This is a genomic window from Rothia sp. 27098_8_29 (genome assembly GCF_041432785.1).
In the GTDB taxonomy this organism is placed as follows: domain Bacteria; phylum Actinomycetota; class Actinomycetes; order Actinomycetales; family Micrococcaceae; genus Rothia; species Rothia mucilaginosa.
This window is the reverse complement of sequence record NZ_JAPWAI010000001.1, coordinates 415,240-432,951: the sequence shown is the minus strand read 5'-3', so window position 1 is coordinate 432,951 and position 17,712 is coordinate 415,240. Positions and strand designations below refer to the sequence as shown.

Sequence of the window (17,712 nt, the reverse complement as noted above, 5' to 3'; positions counted from 1 at the left end):
TGACCGGCACCGCACAGCACGGGCAAGTACGCGGCATCAGCACCTCGCCCAAAGACCCACCGGCACTCTTGAGAGCGCCAGCGAGCCCGGTCAGAGACCCGTTCAAACCACGCTGTTCTGAACTCACCGAAAGCAACCTTTCCGCGCGCTATACCCGGTACCCGAGGCTAACCGGCGTAACTAATCTCGTGCAGGGTCGTATCCAAACGGATCCAGCCGCGCTCCTCCATCAGATAGCACGAACCATCAGAACGGTGGGCAATAATATTCGACGTATTATCTGCGGTGGAAATGCTCATCACACCATCCAGACGGTCCAGCTTCGTCTCTTCACCGCTGAGGGAAATCACCTCAGACTCACCATTCTTCACGTTCACCACCACGACGCTCTGGTCTCCAGCCCAACGGGCATTACGCGGAGTCACAGAAGAACTCAGACGCACCATCTCCGTCAGACGCAGAGGCTTGCCGGCATCATCACGCACAATACCGGAAATAATCACAGCCGACGCACCCTCAGTAGACGCCACAATCGCCATGCGGGCACCATCGTGAGAAACGTTCACGCTCGTAAAACTCAAATTACGCTGCCAGGACAAACCAATATCCACGCCGCGCTCACGCTCGGTTGCGTCCTCAGAATCCGGCTTAAAAGCACGCACAACGCCCTCACCATCAGCAGCCCACACCCAGCCGTACGCATCAAAACTAGGGGCAGTCAGCGCGGTACTCTGCCACACGCGGCGGGCAGTGCCCTGATACACCGTGTACAGGCTCGCAGCATCATTCGCCAAGCAGGCATAAACATCCGCAGAATAGCCCATCGCCGGGGAACTCAACTGGGTCACGCCACGCAGAAGCAATTGCTCACCCGCATTGCTCATATAGTCATCACGCGCCACCATCTGGCCGTTCGAATTAATAGCAACCGTGCGGGCAGGAACACCCGGATTCAGCTTCACCGCAGAAAAGCCGCTCGGCGCGTTCTCAGGAATCAGAGTGCCGTTATAGAAAACCTCAGTCTTGCCCAGACCCGAGAAGTTCTCCAAGCCGTGCATAATCTGCTCACGCACACGCGCCAAACGGTTATCGTCCAGGTGCTCACCCGAGAGGCGAACCAGCACATCCTGGTTATCGCTCATGTTAGCGACCTCAAGGCTCATCGACTCATTCAACGCCGAGAACGCAACATCCTTCAAGTAGGATGCAGTACCAATCATGAGGGTACGCACCAGCAGCTCAAAGTAACGGTCCGTATGCGGGAACCAGCGGATATCAGGCACAGCATAACGGAACGCACGATCGTAGAAATACAGGCGACACGGGCTAAACACACGCTCAAACTCAGTGCCATCCAGCCACAAGCCATCCGGGCAGGAGCTAATACGCCACTGGTTATCTTCCATGACCACGGTGAAATCCTGAGTCTCAGTCTGAGCCTCAGGGAAGGTACTCGTAATACCCTGACTATTCACGGTCGCAGTCTGCTGAAAACGCACATGGTACGTACCCTCAGCGTTTCCGCTATCATCACTGCGCGGTTGCACCGTATTACGGTACACACGAGTCGTACCGTAGGGATTCCAACGGCCCGCAAAAGAAGAGCTCAAATACTGGCGCGCCACAGCATAATTTTCGATACTATCCACGCCAGCACGCACGAAGCCCTCAATAATCGCCTCGGGGGTAGAGCCCGCCAGCGGTCCCGGCGCACGCGCCGGAGAAGTATTAACGCTCTTCACGTCCAGACCACTGCTGTGCTGAGTCACTCGGTCGTTCGAAGGAAGACCCGCGCAAGAGCTCATCAGCGTCGCCAAAGACACCGCGCACCAAGACAGCGCGGCGCGTCGAGAAACAATAGCCCTGTGAGACATGGAGGTCTTAACCTTCCTCTACGAACAAAGACAAACAATCACCAGCTACCACTGCAAGCCATCGCAGCGCGGCGAAAGAATCAACACAGCGAAATAGCAACACCGTGAAAATATATCTGCATTGATTGTACTGGGTAAACAGTGCAAATACGCAAGGATAAGTGCAAATACAACCGCACCGACCCCAATCCCCCGTTTCATGACAGGGACCAGGGCCCCGCGCCTCTTCTAGAGGTCGCCCCCAGCAGCCGTACGAGGAGCGATATTGGGCAGCGTATCCTTAGCCGGCGCCGAACGATGCGAGCTTGACTCAGGCTCACCCGTCACCAAAACCGGCGACTCACCCAACGGAGCGCCATGAACCAGGGGCAGGTTCACCGTGAAGCAAGCACCGCGGCCCTTCTCGCCCCACGCCTCAATCGTGCCACCGTGCAGACGCACATCCTCAGCAGCAATCGACAGACCCAGACCCGTACCGCCCAGGGTACGCTTACGCGAAGTATCAGCACGCCAGAAACGGTTGAACACCTGAACGGCTTCATCCTCAGACAAGCCGATACCGTGGTCGCGCACCGCAATACCCAGATTCGTGGCGTTTGCATCCACATACACGTCAATCGGGCGGGATTCGCCATGCTCAATCGCGTTGTACAGCAGGTTACGGAGCACACGCTCAATACGTATACGGTCCATATCCACCATGATGCTCTCATGGCTCGTATGCACGTTCAGCTTCGTATGCGTACGTTCCAGATGAGGCAGAGCCTCCTGCAAAATATTCGAGAGAACACGGATGAAGTCTTCCGTGTCAATGGTCAGCATTGCGCTACCAGCATCGAAGCGCGAAATCTCGAGCAGATCAGAAAGCATTGACTGGAAACGGTCCACCTGCTCATGCAGAAGCTCCACGCTACGGACCTGCATCGGGTTCATATTCTCACGCGAATCGTACAGCAGCTCAGTACCCAAACGCACCGTCGATAGCGGAGTGCGCAACTCATGAGAAACGTCAGATACGAAGCGCTGCTGCAAAGTCGACAGGCGCTCCAGCTGAACAATTTTCTCCTGCAGCGAGTCAGCCATCAGGTTGAAGGAATAGCCCAGACGCGCCGCCTGATGCTCACCGTGTACAGACACACGCTGATCCAGGTCGCCAGCAGCCAGCTTCTCCGCCGTAATAGCGGTCTGCGTAATCGGGCGGACCACAAAACGAGTCACAATCCACACCACAGAAAGCACCACAGTAAGCAGTGCACAGAAACCACCAAAAAGAACAAAGTTAATATGCGCAATCGTGGCGGAAGAATCCGTCATATCGTACACAAGGAACAAACCGTAATTAGGGTTCTGAGAAATAGAAATATGTGTACCAACGATAAGCACCGGATAGGTGCGCTCACGATTATTTTCGACAGTAGTCACCGTAGACGTCTGCCAGAAAATACCGTCCTTATCACGAACAGTTTTTTTAAAATCATTCGGAATACTCGAAGAATTCAAAGAATTATTACTGCTCTGCTCAGGAATAAAACCCTGCTTACCTTGACCTTCCAAAGGCACAAGAATCCAATTGCGCTTACCCGAGCTACCCGCGTCCAAGACGGTCAGGGTACGGCTCACATTACGACGAATCTCGCTGTCACTACGGGCTTCAGAGGAGTCCAGCACGCTCTGAACGTTGCGGAAACCACTCTCTGATTCCGCCAACGCCTGGCTCTTCTGATTCTCAAAAAGACTCGATGCAATCTGGCTCGACAAGGACCAACCCACCATCAAGAAGCTCAGGAACATCATGATGCCCGCGGTTCCCAGAGCACGGAACTGCAGAGATTCCTTCCACAGACGCTGAGCGCGCTGGATCAGGTTCCTACGCTGCTTCTGTGCCTTACGCGGCTTGGAAGCGCGGGTACGCGAAGAGGCGGAGGCTACCGCCTCCGCCGTCAAAGCGCCGTGCTCATGGCTCGACTTCGCAACAGACAATCAGGTTATCCCTTCGCCTATGAATAGGTTCCGATTAGCTACCGGAAGATCCCACCAGCTCGGTCGGAATCTTATAGCCAACGCCACGGACCGTCTGGATAAAACGATCCGCACCCAGCTCATCAAACTTAGCGCGCAAACGCTGGACGTGCACATTTACCAGCGAATCGCTCACATCAGTGTAACCCCAGACCATGTCCAGCAGTTCCTGGCGGCTCAACGCCTGACCCGGGTGACGAACCAGCGCGGCCAACAGGTCAAACTCCAGAGGAGTCATCGGAACCTCAGTGCTGTGGTACTTGACGGTACGACCGTCCATATCCATGACAATATCGCCAATGGACACCACCAGCTGACGGCTCTCACGCGGACGCAAACGGGTACGAATACGCGCCAACAATTCAGCGTGCTTAAAAGGCTTAGCAATGTAATCATCAGCGCCAGCTTCAAGACCCTTAACAACATCTTCAGTGTCGCTTTTAGCGGTCAACATAATAATCGGCACATTAGAAGAACGGCGAATTTGCTGGCACACTTCAATACCGTTCATGCCAGGAAGCATCAAATCCAAAAGCACCAAATCGGGAGTGGAGCGCATAAAAGTTTCAAAAGCGCGGCTGCCATTTTCGCAGAAAACAGCGTTAAAGCCCTCTTGCGCGAGCACGAGGCCAATCATTTCCGCCAGAGCATCATCGTCATCAACCACCAAAATGGTGTGTGCGTCGCTTGCGCTCACAGTACCTCCCTAAAGAATTGTCGTAAATACTTACATAAAAATGCTGATTATCTAATCATACCGCGCACTCGGCCAATGCACGGGCACACTCTGTCACCCGAGCCAGCGAAGCCGTGGCATCCAGCATACTTACCGCGGCTGAAGTCATCCCAGCAGGCACGGAACCGCTCTGAATACGCTCATCAGGCATCAAACCTACCGCACTCAACTGCGTCGGCTCAAGACCAACCTCACGCCACAGGCTGTACAGGCGGCGCACCTGATCAGGAACCCGTGCAGAAGTCACCACCGGCAGCCACAGCTGGGTCTGCGCATCCAGAAGCTGCGCGACGGGCTCCCAGGAACGAGGGTCGCTCAGCGGCGGAACCTGCAGCGTGCCGGGCCCTTTGAGGCGGGCGCGATCAGGATGCAACAGCAAAGCGCAGGGAGCGCCGTCCTCAACACGCATCGCCTTCACAAGGGCCAACGCGTCAAGGGCGGGGCGGGACTGGCTCAGCAGCTTCAGCTCCTGCACAGGCTTGAGCGCGGTGCCATCCACGTCCAGGATGAGCTGCAGATTCAGCTCGGCGAAACGCTCCGAGATACGGCGGTACACCTGCTGATAGTAGTGAGGTTGCAACGCCGACAGGGAGCGGAAGCCACTCACCGTAGGGATGGCCCCCTCCAGCAGACGCTGAAATTCGGATTCATCCAGCTGCACGGCAATCAGCGCCCGCGGAGCTTGCAGAGCCTCGCGCAGAGAACCCATCCAGCGTTCCAGGCCTTCCAGGAACGACTCCAGCAGGTCACGGCTCGCCCCTGCATCACTAATGGCACGCTCGCCGCCGGGCAGATAGATACTGGCGGCAAGAGTCAGCGGACCGACCAGCTGAATCTTATACACCGCAGCGGAACCCTCAGCACTGGAAGTGAACCTCTTCTTCTGCGCACCCACACGGTCAGCGAGAAGATTGATATCCGAAAGCAGACGGTCCTGCGCCAAGGCAGACTCGCGTGCTCCCCTGCCGCCGCTATGCACCATGCGCCAGCCAAACGAGGCACCGTCAAAAGCAAGTCCCTCGCACACCGCCAGGGTGCGTGCCAGAGGAGTACTCCGCCAGCCCAGCGCCGGCAGATGCGGCAAGAACGGCAGGTGCGGGGCACCCAGCTCCCCTTCCACTCGAGACATTGCTTCGCCCAAATCATCGCCGGGAAAATCGCCCAGTCCGCTGGCGCGCACCGGCGGACGCTCCGTAGCGAGCGCGGCGAGGTCCTGTTCGGTCAGTTCGTCCCCTTCGGGGGCACGGTACTCACCGGGCAGTAGCAGGCGCTCCGGCGTCGGTTCAGTACGGACGTTCTGGCGGTTGGAAGATTGAGCGGGCATAGGAGTGTGTCCAGAGGGGTCTGATGGAGTACAGGTTCAAACGCAATGATGCGAAAGTTGCGCGGTACTAGCCTTCGGAGTTCTCGGCTTCAGTTGCCTCGCCGTCCTGCTCAGCCTGCTCGTTTGCGATGCGCACGTGGTGACGAATCACCTCAGAAATAATGAAGTTCAGGAACTTCTCCGCGAATTCCGGGTCCAGGCTGGATTCCTTCGCCATGGCACGCAGGCGAGCAATCTGCGCCTCTTCACGGCCAGGGTCGCCGGCGGGCAGGTTGTGCTTAGCCTTCAGGATGCCCACCCGCTTGGTCGCCTGAAAACGCTCCGCGAGGATGTGCACCAGCGCTGCATCGAAGTTGTCGATGGAGCGGCGCATGGCGAAGAGCTCCTCGTAGATCTCCGGTGCGACTTCATCGCCCATGGAGGTGGCGTGGGGGTCAAATTCGCAGGAAGTGTTTTCGGGGGTCATCGGTCTCTCCTCAGTTCGGTTGTGGTCTTCTGTGTGTTCCGCCCAAGCAGGATGTTGCAGCAACGGTTGGCAATAGCGGGGTGTGCGGCTGCGGCAACGGGGCGGGAACAGCTGAGTGTGGCTATTCTGAGCGGCTATTCGGCGCTGGTTGAGGCGCCGGCAGACAGGGTTTCCTGAATGTCTTCGCGGTCCAGCGAGTAGGCGCGGGCGATAGTGGACTGGCCCAGCACGCGGGTGCCCTGGTAGAGCACCATGGTCTGCCCCGGTGCCACACCGGAGAGCGGATCCAGGAGGCGCACTACGGTTTCCAGGCGCAGCGCGCCTTCTTCTTCAGCTTCGGGGTCGGGTGCCCAGGTCATGTACGCCTTGGCGCGGACCGGGTCGGCGTGCGCGCGCACCTGTGCGGTCACCTCGAACTCTTCGCTGCGAGCGCCCAGATGCGCGGGCTCTTCCAGGAAGCGTGCCGCCTGTTCCACGGGGACGCCCGCCCAGGTGGCGCGGATACCGCGGATTTCGTGCACGGCAAGTAGCTCGCGGGAGCCGACGATGACTTCATTTTCCTTGGGGCGCACCTCAAGCACGAAGCGGGGCTTGCCGTCGGCGGCGGGGCGGCCCAGCGCCAGGCCCTTACGCTGGCCTACGGTGTACGCCTGCGCGCCGGGGTGCTCGCCGAGCACCTCGCCGTGGGTGTCTTTGATGAGGCCGGGGCGCATTGTGATGTGGTCGCCCAGCCAGGCGCGGGTATCACCTTCGGGGATGAAGCAGATGTCGTAGGAGTCTGGCTTCTTCGCCACGGAGAAGCCGCGCTCTGCCGCCTCCGCACGCACCTGTGCCTTGGAGGGGGTATCCGCCAAGGGGAACCAGGCGTGCTTGAGCTGTTCGTGGGTGAGCACGCCGAGCACGTAGGACTGGTCCTTGGCCCAGTCGGCGGCGCGGTGCAGTTCGCGGTTGCCGTCTTCGGTGGTGATGACGCGGGCGTAGTGGCCGGTCACCACGGCGTCGAAGCCGAGCGCGAGGGCGCGTTCGAGTAGCGCGGCGAACTTGATCTTTTCGTTGCAACGCATGCAGGGGTTGGGGGTTCGGCCGGCTTCGTATTCGGAGATGAAGTCGTCGACAACGTCTTCCTTGAAGCGTTCAGAGAAGTCCCAGACGAAGAAGGGGATGCCCAGCTGGGAGCAGACGCGGCGGGCGTCCATGGAGTCTTCGAGGGTGCAGCAACCGCGGGAGCCGGTGCGTAGGGTGCCGGGCATGCGGGATAGGGCTAGGTGAACGCCGACTACTTCGTGTCCTGCTTCTACGGCACGGGCTGCGGCGACTGCGGAGTCAACGCCGCCACTCATAGCTGCAAGAATTTTCACTGCCTATCCTTCTGTTGTGTTGAGCTTCTAGGAACGTTCGGAGCGTGCCCTGTGTGCGGGCGGACTTTCCGTTACTGTAGCTACCCATTGTACGCAGGGGCTCGGCGGGATATTGGGCAGTGCACCCTCAGCCCGCCCTCAGCGAACGCTGAGATTGCAGGCTGAGGGCGGTTGGGTATCTTCTCTTCTGGCTTTCTAGTGCCAGCGGGATGCGTCCGGCAGTTGCGAGGACAGTCCCGCCTTTGCTGCCTGTTCGTAGGCGGAGGGTAGTGCCGCGATGAGGCGTGCAATATCGGCTCCGGTGGTGGAGTGGCCGAGGGTGAATCGCTGGGCGCTGCGGGCGGTGTCTTCGTCCATTCCCATTGCCATGAGCACGTGGGAGGGGCGGGTCACCCCGGCGTTGCATGCGGATCCGGTGGAGCTGCTGATGCCCTGCATGTCCAGCAGGAAGAGCAGGGTGTCGCCTTCTGCGTTTTCGAAGGTGAAGTGGGCGTTGCCGGGCAGTCGCTTCTGGCCGGGGTATTCTTCGGTGAGCGGGTTTTCGCCGCTCAGGTGTGCCTGCGGGATGAGCGCGCTAATTGCCGCAACGAGTTCGTTGCGTAGTGCGGCGATGCGGGCGGATTCTTCGGGAAGGTTCTCGACCGAGTGCACGGCGGCCTCTGCGAAACCTGCGATGGCGGGCGCATCGATGGTGCCGGAGCGTACGAATCGTTCCTGGCCGCCTCCGTGAAGCACGGGGGTCAGCTGCACGGCGCGGGTTGCGACCAGCGCGCCGATGCCCATGGGGCCGCCGATCTTGTGGCCCGAGATTGCGAGGGTCGCTACCCCGCTGGCGTGGAAGTCGATAGGCACCGCGCCGAATGCCTGCACAGCGTCCGAGTGCACGGGAATACCGTATTCAGCAGCAATGGCGGCGATTTCGGGGATGGGCTGTACGGTACCGACTTCGTTGTTCGCCCACATGACGGTCACGAGGGCAACGTCTTCGGGGTTCTTCTCGATGAGTTCGCGGACGGTCTGCGGGTTGACGCTACCGTGCTCGTCTACGGGGATCCATTCGAGCTGCGCGCCCTCTGCCTTTTCGAGCCATTCGCAGGTTTCTTCCACGGCGTGGTGCTCGATGGAGGAGACGAGAATTCGGGTGCGCTGCGGGTCTTCTTCGCGGCGCTTCCAGTAGATGCCCTTGACCGCGAGGTTGTCCGCCTCGGTGCCGCCGGAGGTGAAAATAACCTCGGCGGGGTCCGCTCCAACAGCGCGGGCGATGCGTTCGCGGGCGTACTCGACGGTGGCGCGGGCATCACGTCCGGTAGCGTGCAGGGAGGAGGGGTTGCCGCCGTTGCGCATCTGTTCGACCATGGCGTCGATGGCTGCGGGCAGTACGTCGGTGGTGGCGGCGTGGTCGAGGTAGACGCGGCCGTTCTGACGGTTGGTTTCTGCGCTCATGGTTCCTCCTACTGGGTTGTTTGGCGGCTTTTTTCGCCTCGCTTATTTTATCGCGCCCTGTCCGAGCTCTTCTAGGTGTGTTCACCTGCGGCTGGGTCGGCGAGCGCTACTGCCCCGGGACGCTCAATGCTGGTCGGGGGCTGCGCGGTACACTTAGGAACGTGTTCAAGATTCTTTTCTATACCCCTGAGATTCCCGGCAATACCGGCAATGCTATCCGTTTGGCGGCAATTACTGGCGCTGAGCTGCACCTGGTGAAGCCGCTGGGCTTTAACTTTGATGATGCGCATCTGCGCCGCGCGGGTCTGGATTATCACGACCTGGCGGTGGTGACGGTGCATGAGACCCTTGAGGATGCGTGGGAGGCTCTGGCTCCGGAGCGTGTTTTTGCGTTCACGACGACTGCTTCGAGGTCCTATGCGGATATTAAGTACCGTCCCGGTGACGTGTTCATGTTTGGTCCAGAGTCGGTGGGTCTGCCCGCTGAGGTTCAGCAGGATTCGCATGTGACTGAGCGGGTGAAGATTCCGATGAAGCCGGGTCGCCGTTCGCTGAACCTGGCTAATTCTGCGTCCATTGCGATTTTTGAGGCGTGGCGTCAGAACGGTTTTGAGGGAGGCGCTATCTAGCATGGCTACAGCACACCATAATCTGCCGGGGCCTCTGGTTCAGCAGATTCTGGAGACGCGCCCTCCCCTGGCTGAGCAGATTCGCCTGGACCCGCAGAATAGGGAGTTCACGGAGCAGGGTTGGGAGCCGGTTTATTCGGCGTCGCCTCATGCCCGTATTGTGGTGATTGGTCAGGCGCCTGGGCGTGCCGCGCAGGAGAGCCGCATCCCGTGGAATGACCCGAGCGGCGTGAAGTTGCGCGAGTGGATGGGCGTGACGGCTGAGCAGTTCTACGACCCCGACCTGATTTCGCTGTTGCCGATGGATTTCTATTACCCGGGTAAGGGCGCGCACGGCGATAACCCGCCGCGTAAGGATTTCGCGCCGAAGTGGCATCCGCAGCTTCTGGAGCTGATGCCGGATGTGCAGCTGATTCTGCTGGTGGGGGCTTACTCTCAGAAGCACTACCTGGATGGTGTGCACGCCCCTAAGGCGCAGAAGAATCTGACGGAGACGGTTCGTGCGTGGGAGTCTTATCTTCCTAAGTTTCTGCCGCTGGTGCATCCTTCGCCGCTGAATTTTAGGTGGCAGGCGAAGAACCCGTGGTTCGAGCAGGAGGTTGTCCCGGCTTTGCAGAAGCGTGTGAGTGAGGTTCTCGAGGGCGTCTAATTCTCCCCTAATCTGCAACGCCAATACAGTTTGCTGTGCTAACGAAAGAAAGCTCCCACCCCGCGTATGGGGTGGGAGCTTTCTTTCGTTACACCATGTGGCACTCTATTTGAAGTTAAAGTTACTGAACGGTAGAGCCGGCTGAGCGGGTGTTTCCCAACCGCGTTTCTACCTGTTCAGAGGCAGAGTGCGTTTTACTTCTGGCTGTTTACTTCTGGCTGTCGGCGTCGCCCAGGGTCACGGTGATGTCATGGGTGGAGGAGCCGCGCTTAATCTTCAGCTTCAGATCAGAGCCTGCTGCCGCGGCACGCACGGTACCGTTGAGCTCGTCGCTCTTAGTCACAGCGTGGCCGTCGGCTTCAATCACGACGTCGCCGGATCGCAGGCCTGCCTTCGCGGCGGGGCTGTTAGATTCTACCGAGGCAATTTCCACGCCACCGGGGATGAGCTTGGACGAGCCCGAACCGGTATCCGCGGGGCTGTTCTTTACGCTCGCGCCCAGGTAGCCGTGGGTTGCCTTACCCTTGGCGATGATCTCGGAGGAGATGCGCTTGGCGTAGTTGGAGGTAATGGAGAACGCCATACCGTCGGCGGCACCACCGTCCTGGCTTGCTTGGCCCTGCGCGTTGATGCCGACCAGTTCGCCCTTGAGGTTCACCAGCGGACCGCCGGAGTTACCGTGGTTGATGGGCACATCAACCTGAATCATGGGGATGTAGTTCTGGCCCTTCGCATCAGCGGGCTGCACGCGGTTTGCGTTCGAGACTACGCCGGCGGTCACCGATTCGCTACGACGATACGGCGCGCCGAGGGCAACCACTGCCTCGCCAGAGACCAGCTTGGAGGAGTCGCCCCAGGTGATGGGTTGCAGGTCCAGACCGGAGGGGTTAATCTTCAGGACCGCTAGGTCAGCAGCAGCGTCCAGGCCCACCACGGTTGCGGTGCGCACGGTACCGTCGCTCAGGCGAACCTCAATGGTGGATGCTTCTCTGGAAGATTCGAGGGTAACCACGTGGTGGTTGGTGAGGATGTGGCCGTCCTTGTCGAGGACGACACCGCTACCGCCGCCGGAGGTGGAGCCGCTTGAGGCCATGATGGTCACGGTGGAGGGCAGGACCTTCTTCGCGGTTTCTGCTACGCCTGCCACGGTGGAAGAGTTGCTGATATTGGAGCTCACGGAGCCGCGCGAGGAGGAGCTGGAGGAGCTGTTATTCGATGCTGCGATGCCGCCTCCGACGCCCGCGCCAACGCCACCGCCAACGAGGGCGGCGAGCAGAGCTGCGGTGAGCACAACACCTGCGCCGTAACGCTTGTTATGGTCGGTGTTCTGGGGTGCAGACTGCGCCGACGCAACCTGCGCGGCAGCAGCCTGGGGGTAGGTGTAGCCGGGAGAAGCATATGCTTGCGGGTATGCGTTCTGACCCTGCTGCTGGTTTGCGGGCTGGTAGCCTGCCTGTCCGTTCACGTTCTGCAGGGGACGGGTTGCATCCGTGACGCCGTCATTGCCGCCGTAGGACCATCCATTGTTTTGAGTCATGAGTTCTCCTAGAGTCGTGCGTATGCGTCACCCTGGGCACACGCTATCTTTCTACTGTAGAGGGTGTTTCATTGCGTTCTATATCTTTTTGCTGTTGGTTATCGGGGAGTTCCCTGGGAATTTTCCTCGCGCCCTTTCATCGGCAGCTGATGAGCCGGTCTTGAGGCACCCGGCGATTCACCCGACGGCTAGTTTATTTTGGGGCTTTGTTCGCTACTCACTCTCAGGTTTCTCTTTTAAAGCGCCCAGTTTTTCTCCACGGTTTACACAGCATGACGCTTCTTGGTACACAGCTTGAACACAGGGTCAGTCCGTAATGTTGAAGGCACATAGAGCAGAGAACAAAGGCAAAGGACAAAGGTAAAGGAGAAGCCCATGATGATCGGAACCCTGATTTTCTGTGCGGTCTTGGCAAGCTCCATCGGTATTGGTGCGGGTATTGTGGCGTGTTGCTCGGGAATGGTGTACCGCCGTCATCGTGCGGAGAAGGCCTCCGAGCTGGCTCAGCAGATGGCTACCCACGCACTGACTGCCGGTAGGTAGCGTATAGAGTTTGATAGTTTTCCGGGGCGGGAGATGAGAGCCCTGCACCGGGAGGGGCGAGAATCCCCAGTATGTCCCGAAGGGTCGGTGTGAGGACCGGCCCGGGTGTGATAATGAGTTGAGTGATGATTGATGCGGCGTGAGCCCCTACATGGGGCGCACGCCGCATCGTCTTTTAATTGTGAGGCGGATACGGGAAGCACTGGCGGAGAGCACCCGGTACCCCGGCTACTTCCCTTTTAGTATGCGGTAAGGCAACGGCGTTGCGAGCACCCGGGATTTAGCTGGGTTATGGTGAAGTCATGAGGATTATTTCTGCTGTTTTCGCTCTTGTTGGCGCGCTGCCGGTCATGCCTGCAGCGGTGGCGTCTTCTTTGGATGGCGCAACACGCCTGTATGCATTGCTTATATTTGTTCTGATCTGCGCGGCGGTAGCGTTTTTCGCGTCGTTGAGCCCTTCGCGCCGTCGTGCGCGTGAGATTAGGCGGCAGGTATTGCAACAGCAACAGAACCAGGCGATGAATCAGCAGGTACCGCCCCCGCAGGCACCCAATCAGCAGGTACCCCCTCAGCAGGTACAGGGCGCGGTGAGCTACCCGATGCATTACCAACCGAAACCGGCACAGCCCGGTGGTAGCGTTCAGCAGCCGGCACAGCCCCCGATCCCCCAGCAGGATCAGGCTGTCGAAGCTCAACAGGCTCAGGCACAGCAGACTCAGTCGCCTCAGCCTCCTCAGCAGCCGGTGGCGGCGCCATCCCCGTTGGAGCCGATGCAGGCCGGTGGTGTCTCCGGTTCTTCGGCACAGAACCACTCGGCACAGAACCACTCGGCACAGAACCACTCGGCACAGAACCACTCGGCGCAAAACCATTCAGCAGAAAGCCAGGAACAGCAGAGCATGCCCCAGAACACCCCGGCGCAGCCTGAAGAGCGCCCGCAGCAGGAGACCGCCCAGCAGTCTCCCAAGAGTAACCCGGCGCCCTCTGACCATTTCTCTTTGAGCACCAACTTCAAGCTCATTCCCCCTCTAGAGAATGCGCAGCGTAGCCGCTACCCCATGGTGCTTTCTGTCAGTACATCAGAGGATGAGGTCTTTGCGCTGCCGTCGATTAGCGGTGTGCCGCAGCATCTGCTGGTCGGCACGCAGGAGAATCATGTTCCGCTGAATCAGCGTCCGCGCCGGCAGCAGATCGATATTCTTGAGAACTATCTCATGCGTGCAGTCATGAACCTGCAGACGCTCGAGCGTGCGCAGGTTTCTCCGTTGCACTGTTTCAAGGAGACTGCCCAGGCTGACCGCGCGGTGCTTGCCGCCGAGCTGGAAGAAACCATCCGGGTATCTCAGCTGAAGCTGAGCGGGGCGCTGGAGTTCTATACGTCCCTGCCTCGTCTGGCGGATACCCCGGGTTCTTTCGCGTTTGCTCGCGATCATGCGCTCTCCCTGAGCGCCACCGTCATTAGCCTGACCGAGGAGTGCTTTGAGCGTACCTTCCGTTGGCGTCTGCTGGAGGATACCCTCCCAGATTCTTTGAGCGACCGCCTGTATGCGGTGCGTTATCTGCGTGAGAGCGCACAGAAGCTGGCGGCTTTTGTGGAACTGAGCGAATTTGACCGCGCTATGCAGCTTGCCGAGACATGGAAGAAGACTGCTCGTAAGGATTCGAAGATCGATGAGGCCAAGGTCTGGAATGAGATGACCGAAGTCGCCTTTAACGTTCTGCCCGAGTTGCGAGAGCGGGCGTTGAAGGGCGTTCAGTCTACGTTGGAGTTTAGCGAGCTTTTCTACCGTTCCGGCGATGATGGTACGCACCGTATGCTCCGTCCGGAACAGCTAAGCGAGTTTGAGCTCAAGGGCGTGCAGTCCACGCTGGAAGAGCGCCTGGAGAAGGTGCGTCTTGAGCTTCAGGATGCGGAGTTCTGCGCCGCTGTCTTGTGCCTGCAGGCGCGCTCTGTCATTGAGCTTCTCCAGGAGCTTCTGCAGGTTGAGCAGGACGGCGTTCTGGCGGAGGTTGTGACCGATTTGCGAGCGCTTGCTCATGACTCGCCCGACCTTGCCGAGCAGCCTATCCAGACGTTGACGTTCAGCCGCGAACAGTACGCCCCGGATGGGGAGGATCTTCCGACCATTGGCGAGCGCATCCGTTCCCTCTCGAGTGTTCCCGAGGTTCTGGCGTTCGTTCACTACGAGGGACCGGTGCTTCTGGTGGGCGTCTCGGATCCGTATAAGGCGTTTTCCGGGGAAGGCTCCTTCGAGGGTCTGCTTTCGGAGGAGAAGAGACTATCTTCCATGCCGTTGTCTGTGTTGCGCACCCATTCGAGACTTCTGAAGCAGGTGCTTCGTCTGCAGAATCTGCGTTTGGAGCTGGCGTGGGTGAGTAGCTGTAGCGGCTACATGCCTTTGAGCCTGGTTGAACGGTATTACGTCGGCTCCTCTGCCGGGGATGAGGATTTGAAGGAGCTGACCGAAAATATTGAGGCGCTCGCTGAGCTTCTGGATGCCCATTCTAATTCCCAGGTGTATAAGGGCCGTGGCGTGCCGACTACGCCCTTTTTGTGGTCACAGATGCGAAAGCAGGCAGAACGCAGTTCTAGGTTGCTGAATTATGTGCAGTTCTTGGGTTGGATGTTCGCCTCGTCTTCGCGAGTTCAGGTGGTGAACGGCATAGCGCAGAGTATCCACGATGTTGATGCCGCAGAGGTAGTGGAGCACCTGATGAGCAATCTGAAGATTGCGCGTCGGCGCTAATCACTGAATAGCCGGTGAGCCGGGGTCTGGCGTGAGGCTAGACCCCGGCTCTCCTATATACCGGCTTTCCTGTATACCGGCTTTCCTGTATACCGGCTTTCCTGTATAAAGCCTGGGAAGACGGTAAACGGTCGGCAAACAGCGGCGCAATATTCTCGTATCTGTGCGTCTGTGTAGCTATGCCACCGCTACACTAATAATGTGACCAGCACTAAGGTGTGCGTTGAACAAGCACACCGTGAAGTGCAGGTCCGTTCATACTTCACGACAACGGAGGAAAGACCATGACCGAGCACGCCTTTGCGCGTCAGATTCGTCCCGCACGCCCTCGCCTGCGCACTATCTTGGGTGCCACAGTGCTGGCGGCAGGTCTTTCTTGTGCCCCGGTGGTTTTGCCGGCTGGTTCTGCGTTTTTGAGCACATCGGCGCAGGCTGCTGACCCGATGCAGATTACGGGCACCACCGTGTACGATTCCACGAACTCTTTGGGTGATACCGCTACCCTGAAGTCTAAGATTTCTGCTCTGTCGAAGAAGCACAACGTGGATTTGCACGTTGTGGTCATCGATAAGTTTGAGAACCCGTCTACTTCTTCGAGCTGGACGAAGGCGCTTGCTACGAAGAACAATTGGGGTTCTGCCGATGTGGTGCTGGTGATTGCTACCGAGTCTCGCCAGGCGTATTTCTTGGCGGGTAGCACGAAGACCCTGTCGAGCGATCAGCAGACGAAGGTGTACCAGAACTACATCAAACCGAAGCTGCAGAATAGCGACTATTCGGGTGCGGCGCTTGCCGCGGTTGAGGGTATCGAGGCCCAGAAGGGCGGTAGCTCTTCGGGTGTTGTAACCAGCGTGCTCGGTGTGGGTGCTGCGGCGACCGTGGGTGCTGGCGGTTACGCGATGTACCGCCGCCGCAAGAAGAAGAACGCTCAGCAGCAGCCTCAGCGTTCCTACGGTGCGCCTCGTAACTACTCCCCCATTCCGGAGGTTCCGCTGGAGGAGTTGCGCACTCGCGCCGGTAGCGCCCTTCTGCAGGCTGATACGACGATGAGCCACGCGAAGCAGGAACTGGATTTTGCGCGCGCACAGTACAGCGATCAGCAGGTTGCTGAGTTCGCTCAGGAGATTGCGCGTGCTGAGGATCTGATGCGTAAGTCCTTCCAGCGTCAGCAGCTTCTGACCGATAGCATCCCGGATACTGAGGCTGAGCAGCGTGCCTGGTTGACTGAGATTATTGATAACTCTCAGGAAGTCACCCGTATTGCTCAGGAGCAGGACGCTAAGCTGGCTCAGTTGCGCAACCTGGAGCAGGAGGCACCGCAGGCTATTGAGGCTCTGGCTCAGCGTCTGCCGCAGCTGCGTGCCTCGGTGGAGGAGATTGCCGCCCAGTACCGCGCGTTGAAGGAACGTTACCTGCCCAGCGCACTGGAGCCCATTTCGAAGACTCCTACCCTGTTGGAGTCGAACATGGTGCTGTGCGCTGCGGAGGTTGAGAAGGCTCAGGCGACCGTTGCGACCGCTCGTTCGGAGGCAGTTGCTCACCTGCGCACCGCTGAGGAAGCCGCCTCGCAGATTCAGACTCTGGGTGCGGCAGTGAATACCCGCTCGCATGAGCTGGAGCAGGCTCAGCTGGGTCTGAGCACCGACTTGCTGAGCATTCAGCGTGACGTGGCTGAGGCGAAGAGCCTGGCTGCTTCTCAGCGTCGCGATGATTTGGGTGCGGTCGCTGCCGGTATGGAGGCGGTGCTCAACCAGGTCAATCAGAGCGCTTCGGCTCGCCCGAATGACCCGCTGACTCTGGCGAACCAGCTGCGTCAGCTTTCCGCCGAGCTGGATAAGGCAATGACGAATATGCGTGCTACCCGTGAGCGTTCTCGTGCGGCTTCGCAGAACCTGGATCGTACGATGCGTTCTGCGTACGCTGCGGTGAACGGTGCGCGTAGCTACATCAATAACCGCCGTGCTGCGGTGGGTCCGATGACCCTGACCGCTGTTTCTGAGGCGGAGCGTCACCTGGGTCAGGCTCAGCGTCTGGCTTCTTCGGATCCGCTGAACGCTATGAAGGAAGCCAACATGGCGATTCAGAAGGCGACCGATGCGCAGAACCGAGCTCAGAGCGAGGTCGGCAACTACTACAACAACCAGAACGACCGCGGCGGCGGCAGCTTCGGCGGTGACCTGGCGAAGGGCCTGCTGCTGGGCGCTCTGATGACCGCGATGAACTCCGGCACCAGTAGCTGGGGTAGCAGCGGCGGCCACAGCAGTGGTGGTAGTAGCGGCGGCAGCTGGGGCGGCGGCTTCAGCGGCGGTGGCGGCGATTGGGGTAGCGGCGGCGGTGACGGCGGTAGCTTCTAACCGCCTCCGATGCTACCGATTCTGTCGGTCGGT

At 59.2% G+C, this 17,712-nt stretch carries 13 protein-coding genes; 5 read left to right on the top strand and 8 right to left on the bottom strand.

The annotated features are described in order from the left end of the window. Positions 1 to 167: 167 nt before the first annotated feature. The 7 genes from O3649_RS01760 to O3649_RS01730 all read right to left on the bottom strand — a co-directional run bounded on the left by O3649_RS01760 (position 168) and on the right by O3649_RS01730 (position 9,220). Positions 168 to 1,874, bottom strand: coding sequence for an LpqB family beta-propeller domain-containing protein (locus O3649_RS01760; RefSeq protein ID WP_371572482.1), 1,707 nt, complete (start codon positions 1,872 to 1,874; stop codon positions 168 to 170). 228 nt (positions 1,875 to 2,102) lie between these two features. After that, on the bottom strand, positions 2,103 to 3,854 hold the full coding sequence (gene mtrB, locus O3649_RS01755; RefSeq protein WP_070819471.1) for an MtrAB system histidine kinase MtrB: 1,752 nt from the start codon (positions 3,852 to 3,854) through the stop codon (positions 2,103 to 2,105). A 34-nt stretch (positions 3,855 to 3,888) separates the two neighbouring features. Then, positions 3,889 to 4,590, bottom strand: a complete 702-nt coding sequence (gene mtrA, locus O3649_RS01750; protein WP_005505360.1) for an MtrAB system response regulator MtrA — start codon at positions 4,588 to 4,590, stop codon at positions 3,889 to 3,891. A 55-nt stretch (positions 4,591 to 4,645) separates the two neighbouring features. Further along, positions 4,646 to 5,953 carry a methionine synthase gene (locus O3649_RS01745; RefSeq protein WP_371572480.1) on the bottom strand — a complete coding sequence of 436 codons (1,308 nt, stop codon included), beginning with the start codon at positions 5,951 to 5,953 and terminating at the stop codon, positions 4,646 to 4,648. A gap of 67 nt (positions 5,954 to 6,020) precedes the next feature. Continuing rightward, positions 6,021 to 6,419, bottom strand: coding sequence for a chorismate mutase (locus O3649_RS01740; RefSeq protein WP_371572477.1), 399 nt, complete (start codon positions 6,417 to 6,419; stop codon positions 6,021 to 6,023). A 134-nt stretch (positions 6,420 to 6,553) separates the two neighbouring features. After that, the gene (mnmA, locus tag O3649_RS01735; RefSeq protein ID WP_049327676.1) at positions 6,554 to 7,777 is read right to left on the bottom strand and encodes a tRNA 2-thiouridine(34) synthase MnmA; all 1,224 of its coding nucleotides are present in this window, start codon (positions 7,775 to 7,777) and stop codon (positions 6,554 to 6,556) included. Positions 7,778 to 7,972: 195 nt separating this feature from the next. Beyond that, complete coding sequence (locus O3649_RS01730) at positions 7,973 to 9,220, bottom strand: cysteine desulfurase family protein (protein WP_371572475.1); 1,248 nt, start codon at positions 9,218 to 9,220, stop codon at positions 7,973 to 7,975. Positions 9,221 to 9,381: 161 nt separating this feature from the next. Between O3649_RS01730 and O3649_RS01725 the strand changes: the two genes are divergently transcribed. Together O3649_RS01725 and O3649_RS01720 are read left to right on the top strand one after the other, a co-directional pair. After that, positions 9,382 to 9,849 carry a tRNA (cytidine(34)-2'-O)-methyltransferase gene (locus O3649_RS01725; protein ID WP_371572473.1) on the top strand — a complete coding sequence of 156 codons (468 nt, stop codon included), beginning with the start codon at positions 9,382 to 9,384 and terminating at the stop codon, positions 9,847 to 9,849. Position 9,850: 1 nt separating this feature from the next. Then, complete coding sequence (locus O3649_RS01720) at positions 9,851 to 10,498, top strand: uracil-DNA glycosylase family protein (protein WP_371572472.1); 648 nt, start codon at positions 9,851 to 9,853, stop codon at positions 10,496 to 10,498. A 208-nt stretch (positions 10,499 to 10,706) separates the two neighbouring features. Here O3649_RS01720 and O3649_RS01715 read toward each other — a convergent pair whose 3' ends face one another. Beyond that, positions 10,707 to 12,035 carry a S1C family serine protease gene (locus O3649_RS01715; protein ID WP_012903198.1) on the bottom strand — a complete coding sequence of 443 codons (1,329 nt, stop codon included), beginning with the start codon at positions 12,033 to 12,035 and terminating at the stop codon, positions 10,707 to 10,709. Between the two features lie 375 nt (positions 12,036 to 12,410). Between O3649_RS01715 and O3649_RS01710 the strand changes: the two genes are divergently transcribed. The 3 genes from O3649_RS01710 (at position 12,411) to O3649_RS01700 (ending at position 17,679) form a co-directional block, all read left to right on the top strand. Beyond that, positions 12,411 to 12,578, top strand: coding sequence for a hypothetical protein (locus tag O3649_RS01710; RefSeq protein ID WP_162837313.1), 168 nt, complete (start codon positions 12,411 to 12,413; stop codon positions 12,576 to 12,578). A gap of 302 nt (positions 12,579 to 12,880) precedes the next feature. Continuing rightward, a complete protein-coding gene (locus O3649_RS01705; RefSeq protein ID WP_371572469.1) occupies positions 12,881 to 15,325 on the top strand; it encodes a non-ribosomal peptide synthetase subunit in 2,445 nt (814 codons plus the stop codon). Positions 15,326 to 15,609: 284 nt separating this feature from the next. Then, positions 15,610 to 17,679, top strand: coding sequence for a TPM domain-containing protein (locus O3649_RS01700; RefSeq protein ID WP_371572467.1), 2,070 nt, complete (start codon positions 15,610 to 15,612; stop codon positions 17,677 to 17,679). Positions 17,680 to 17,712 lie beyond the last annotated feature (33 nt).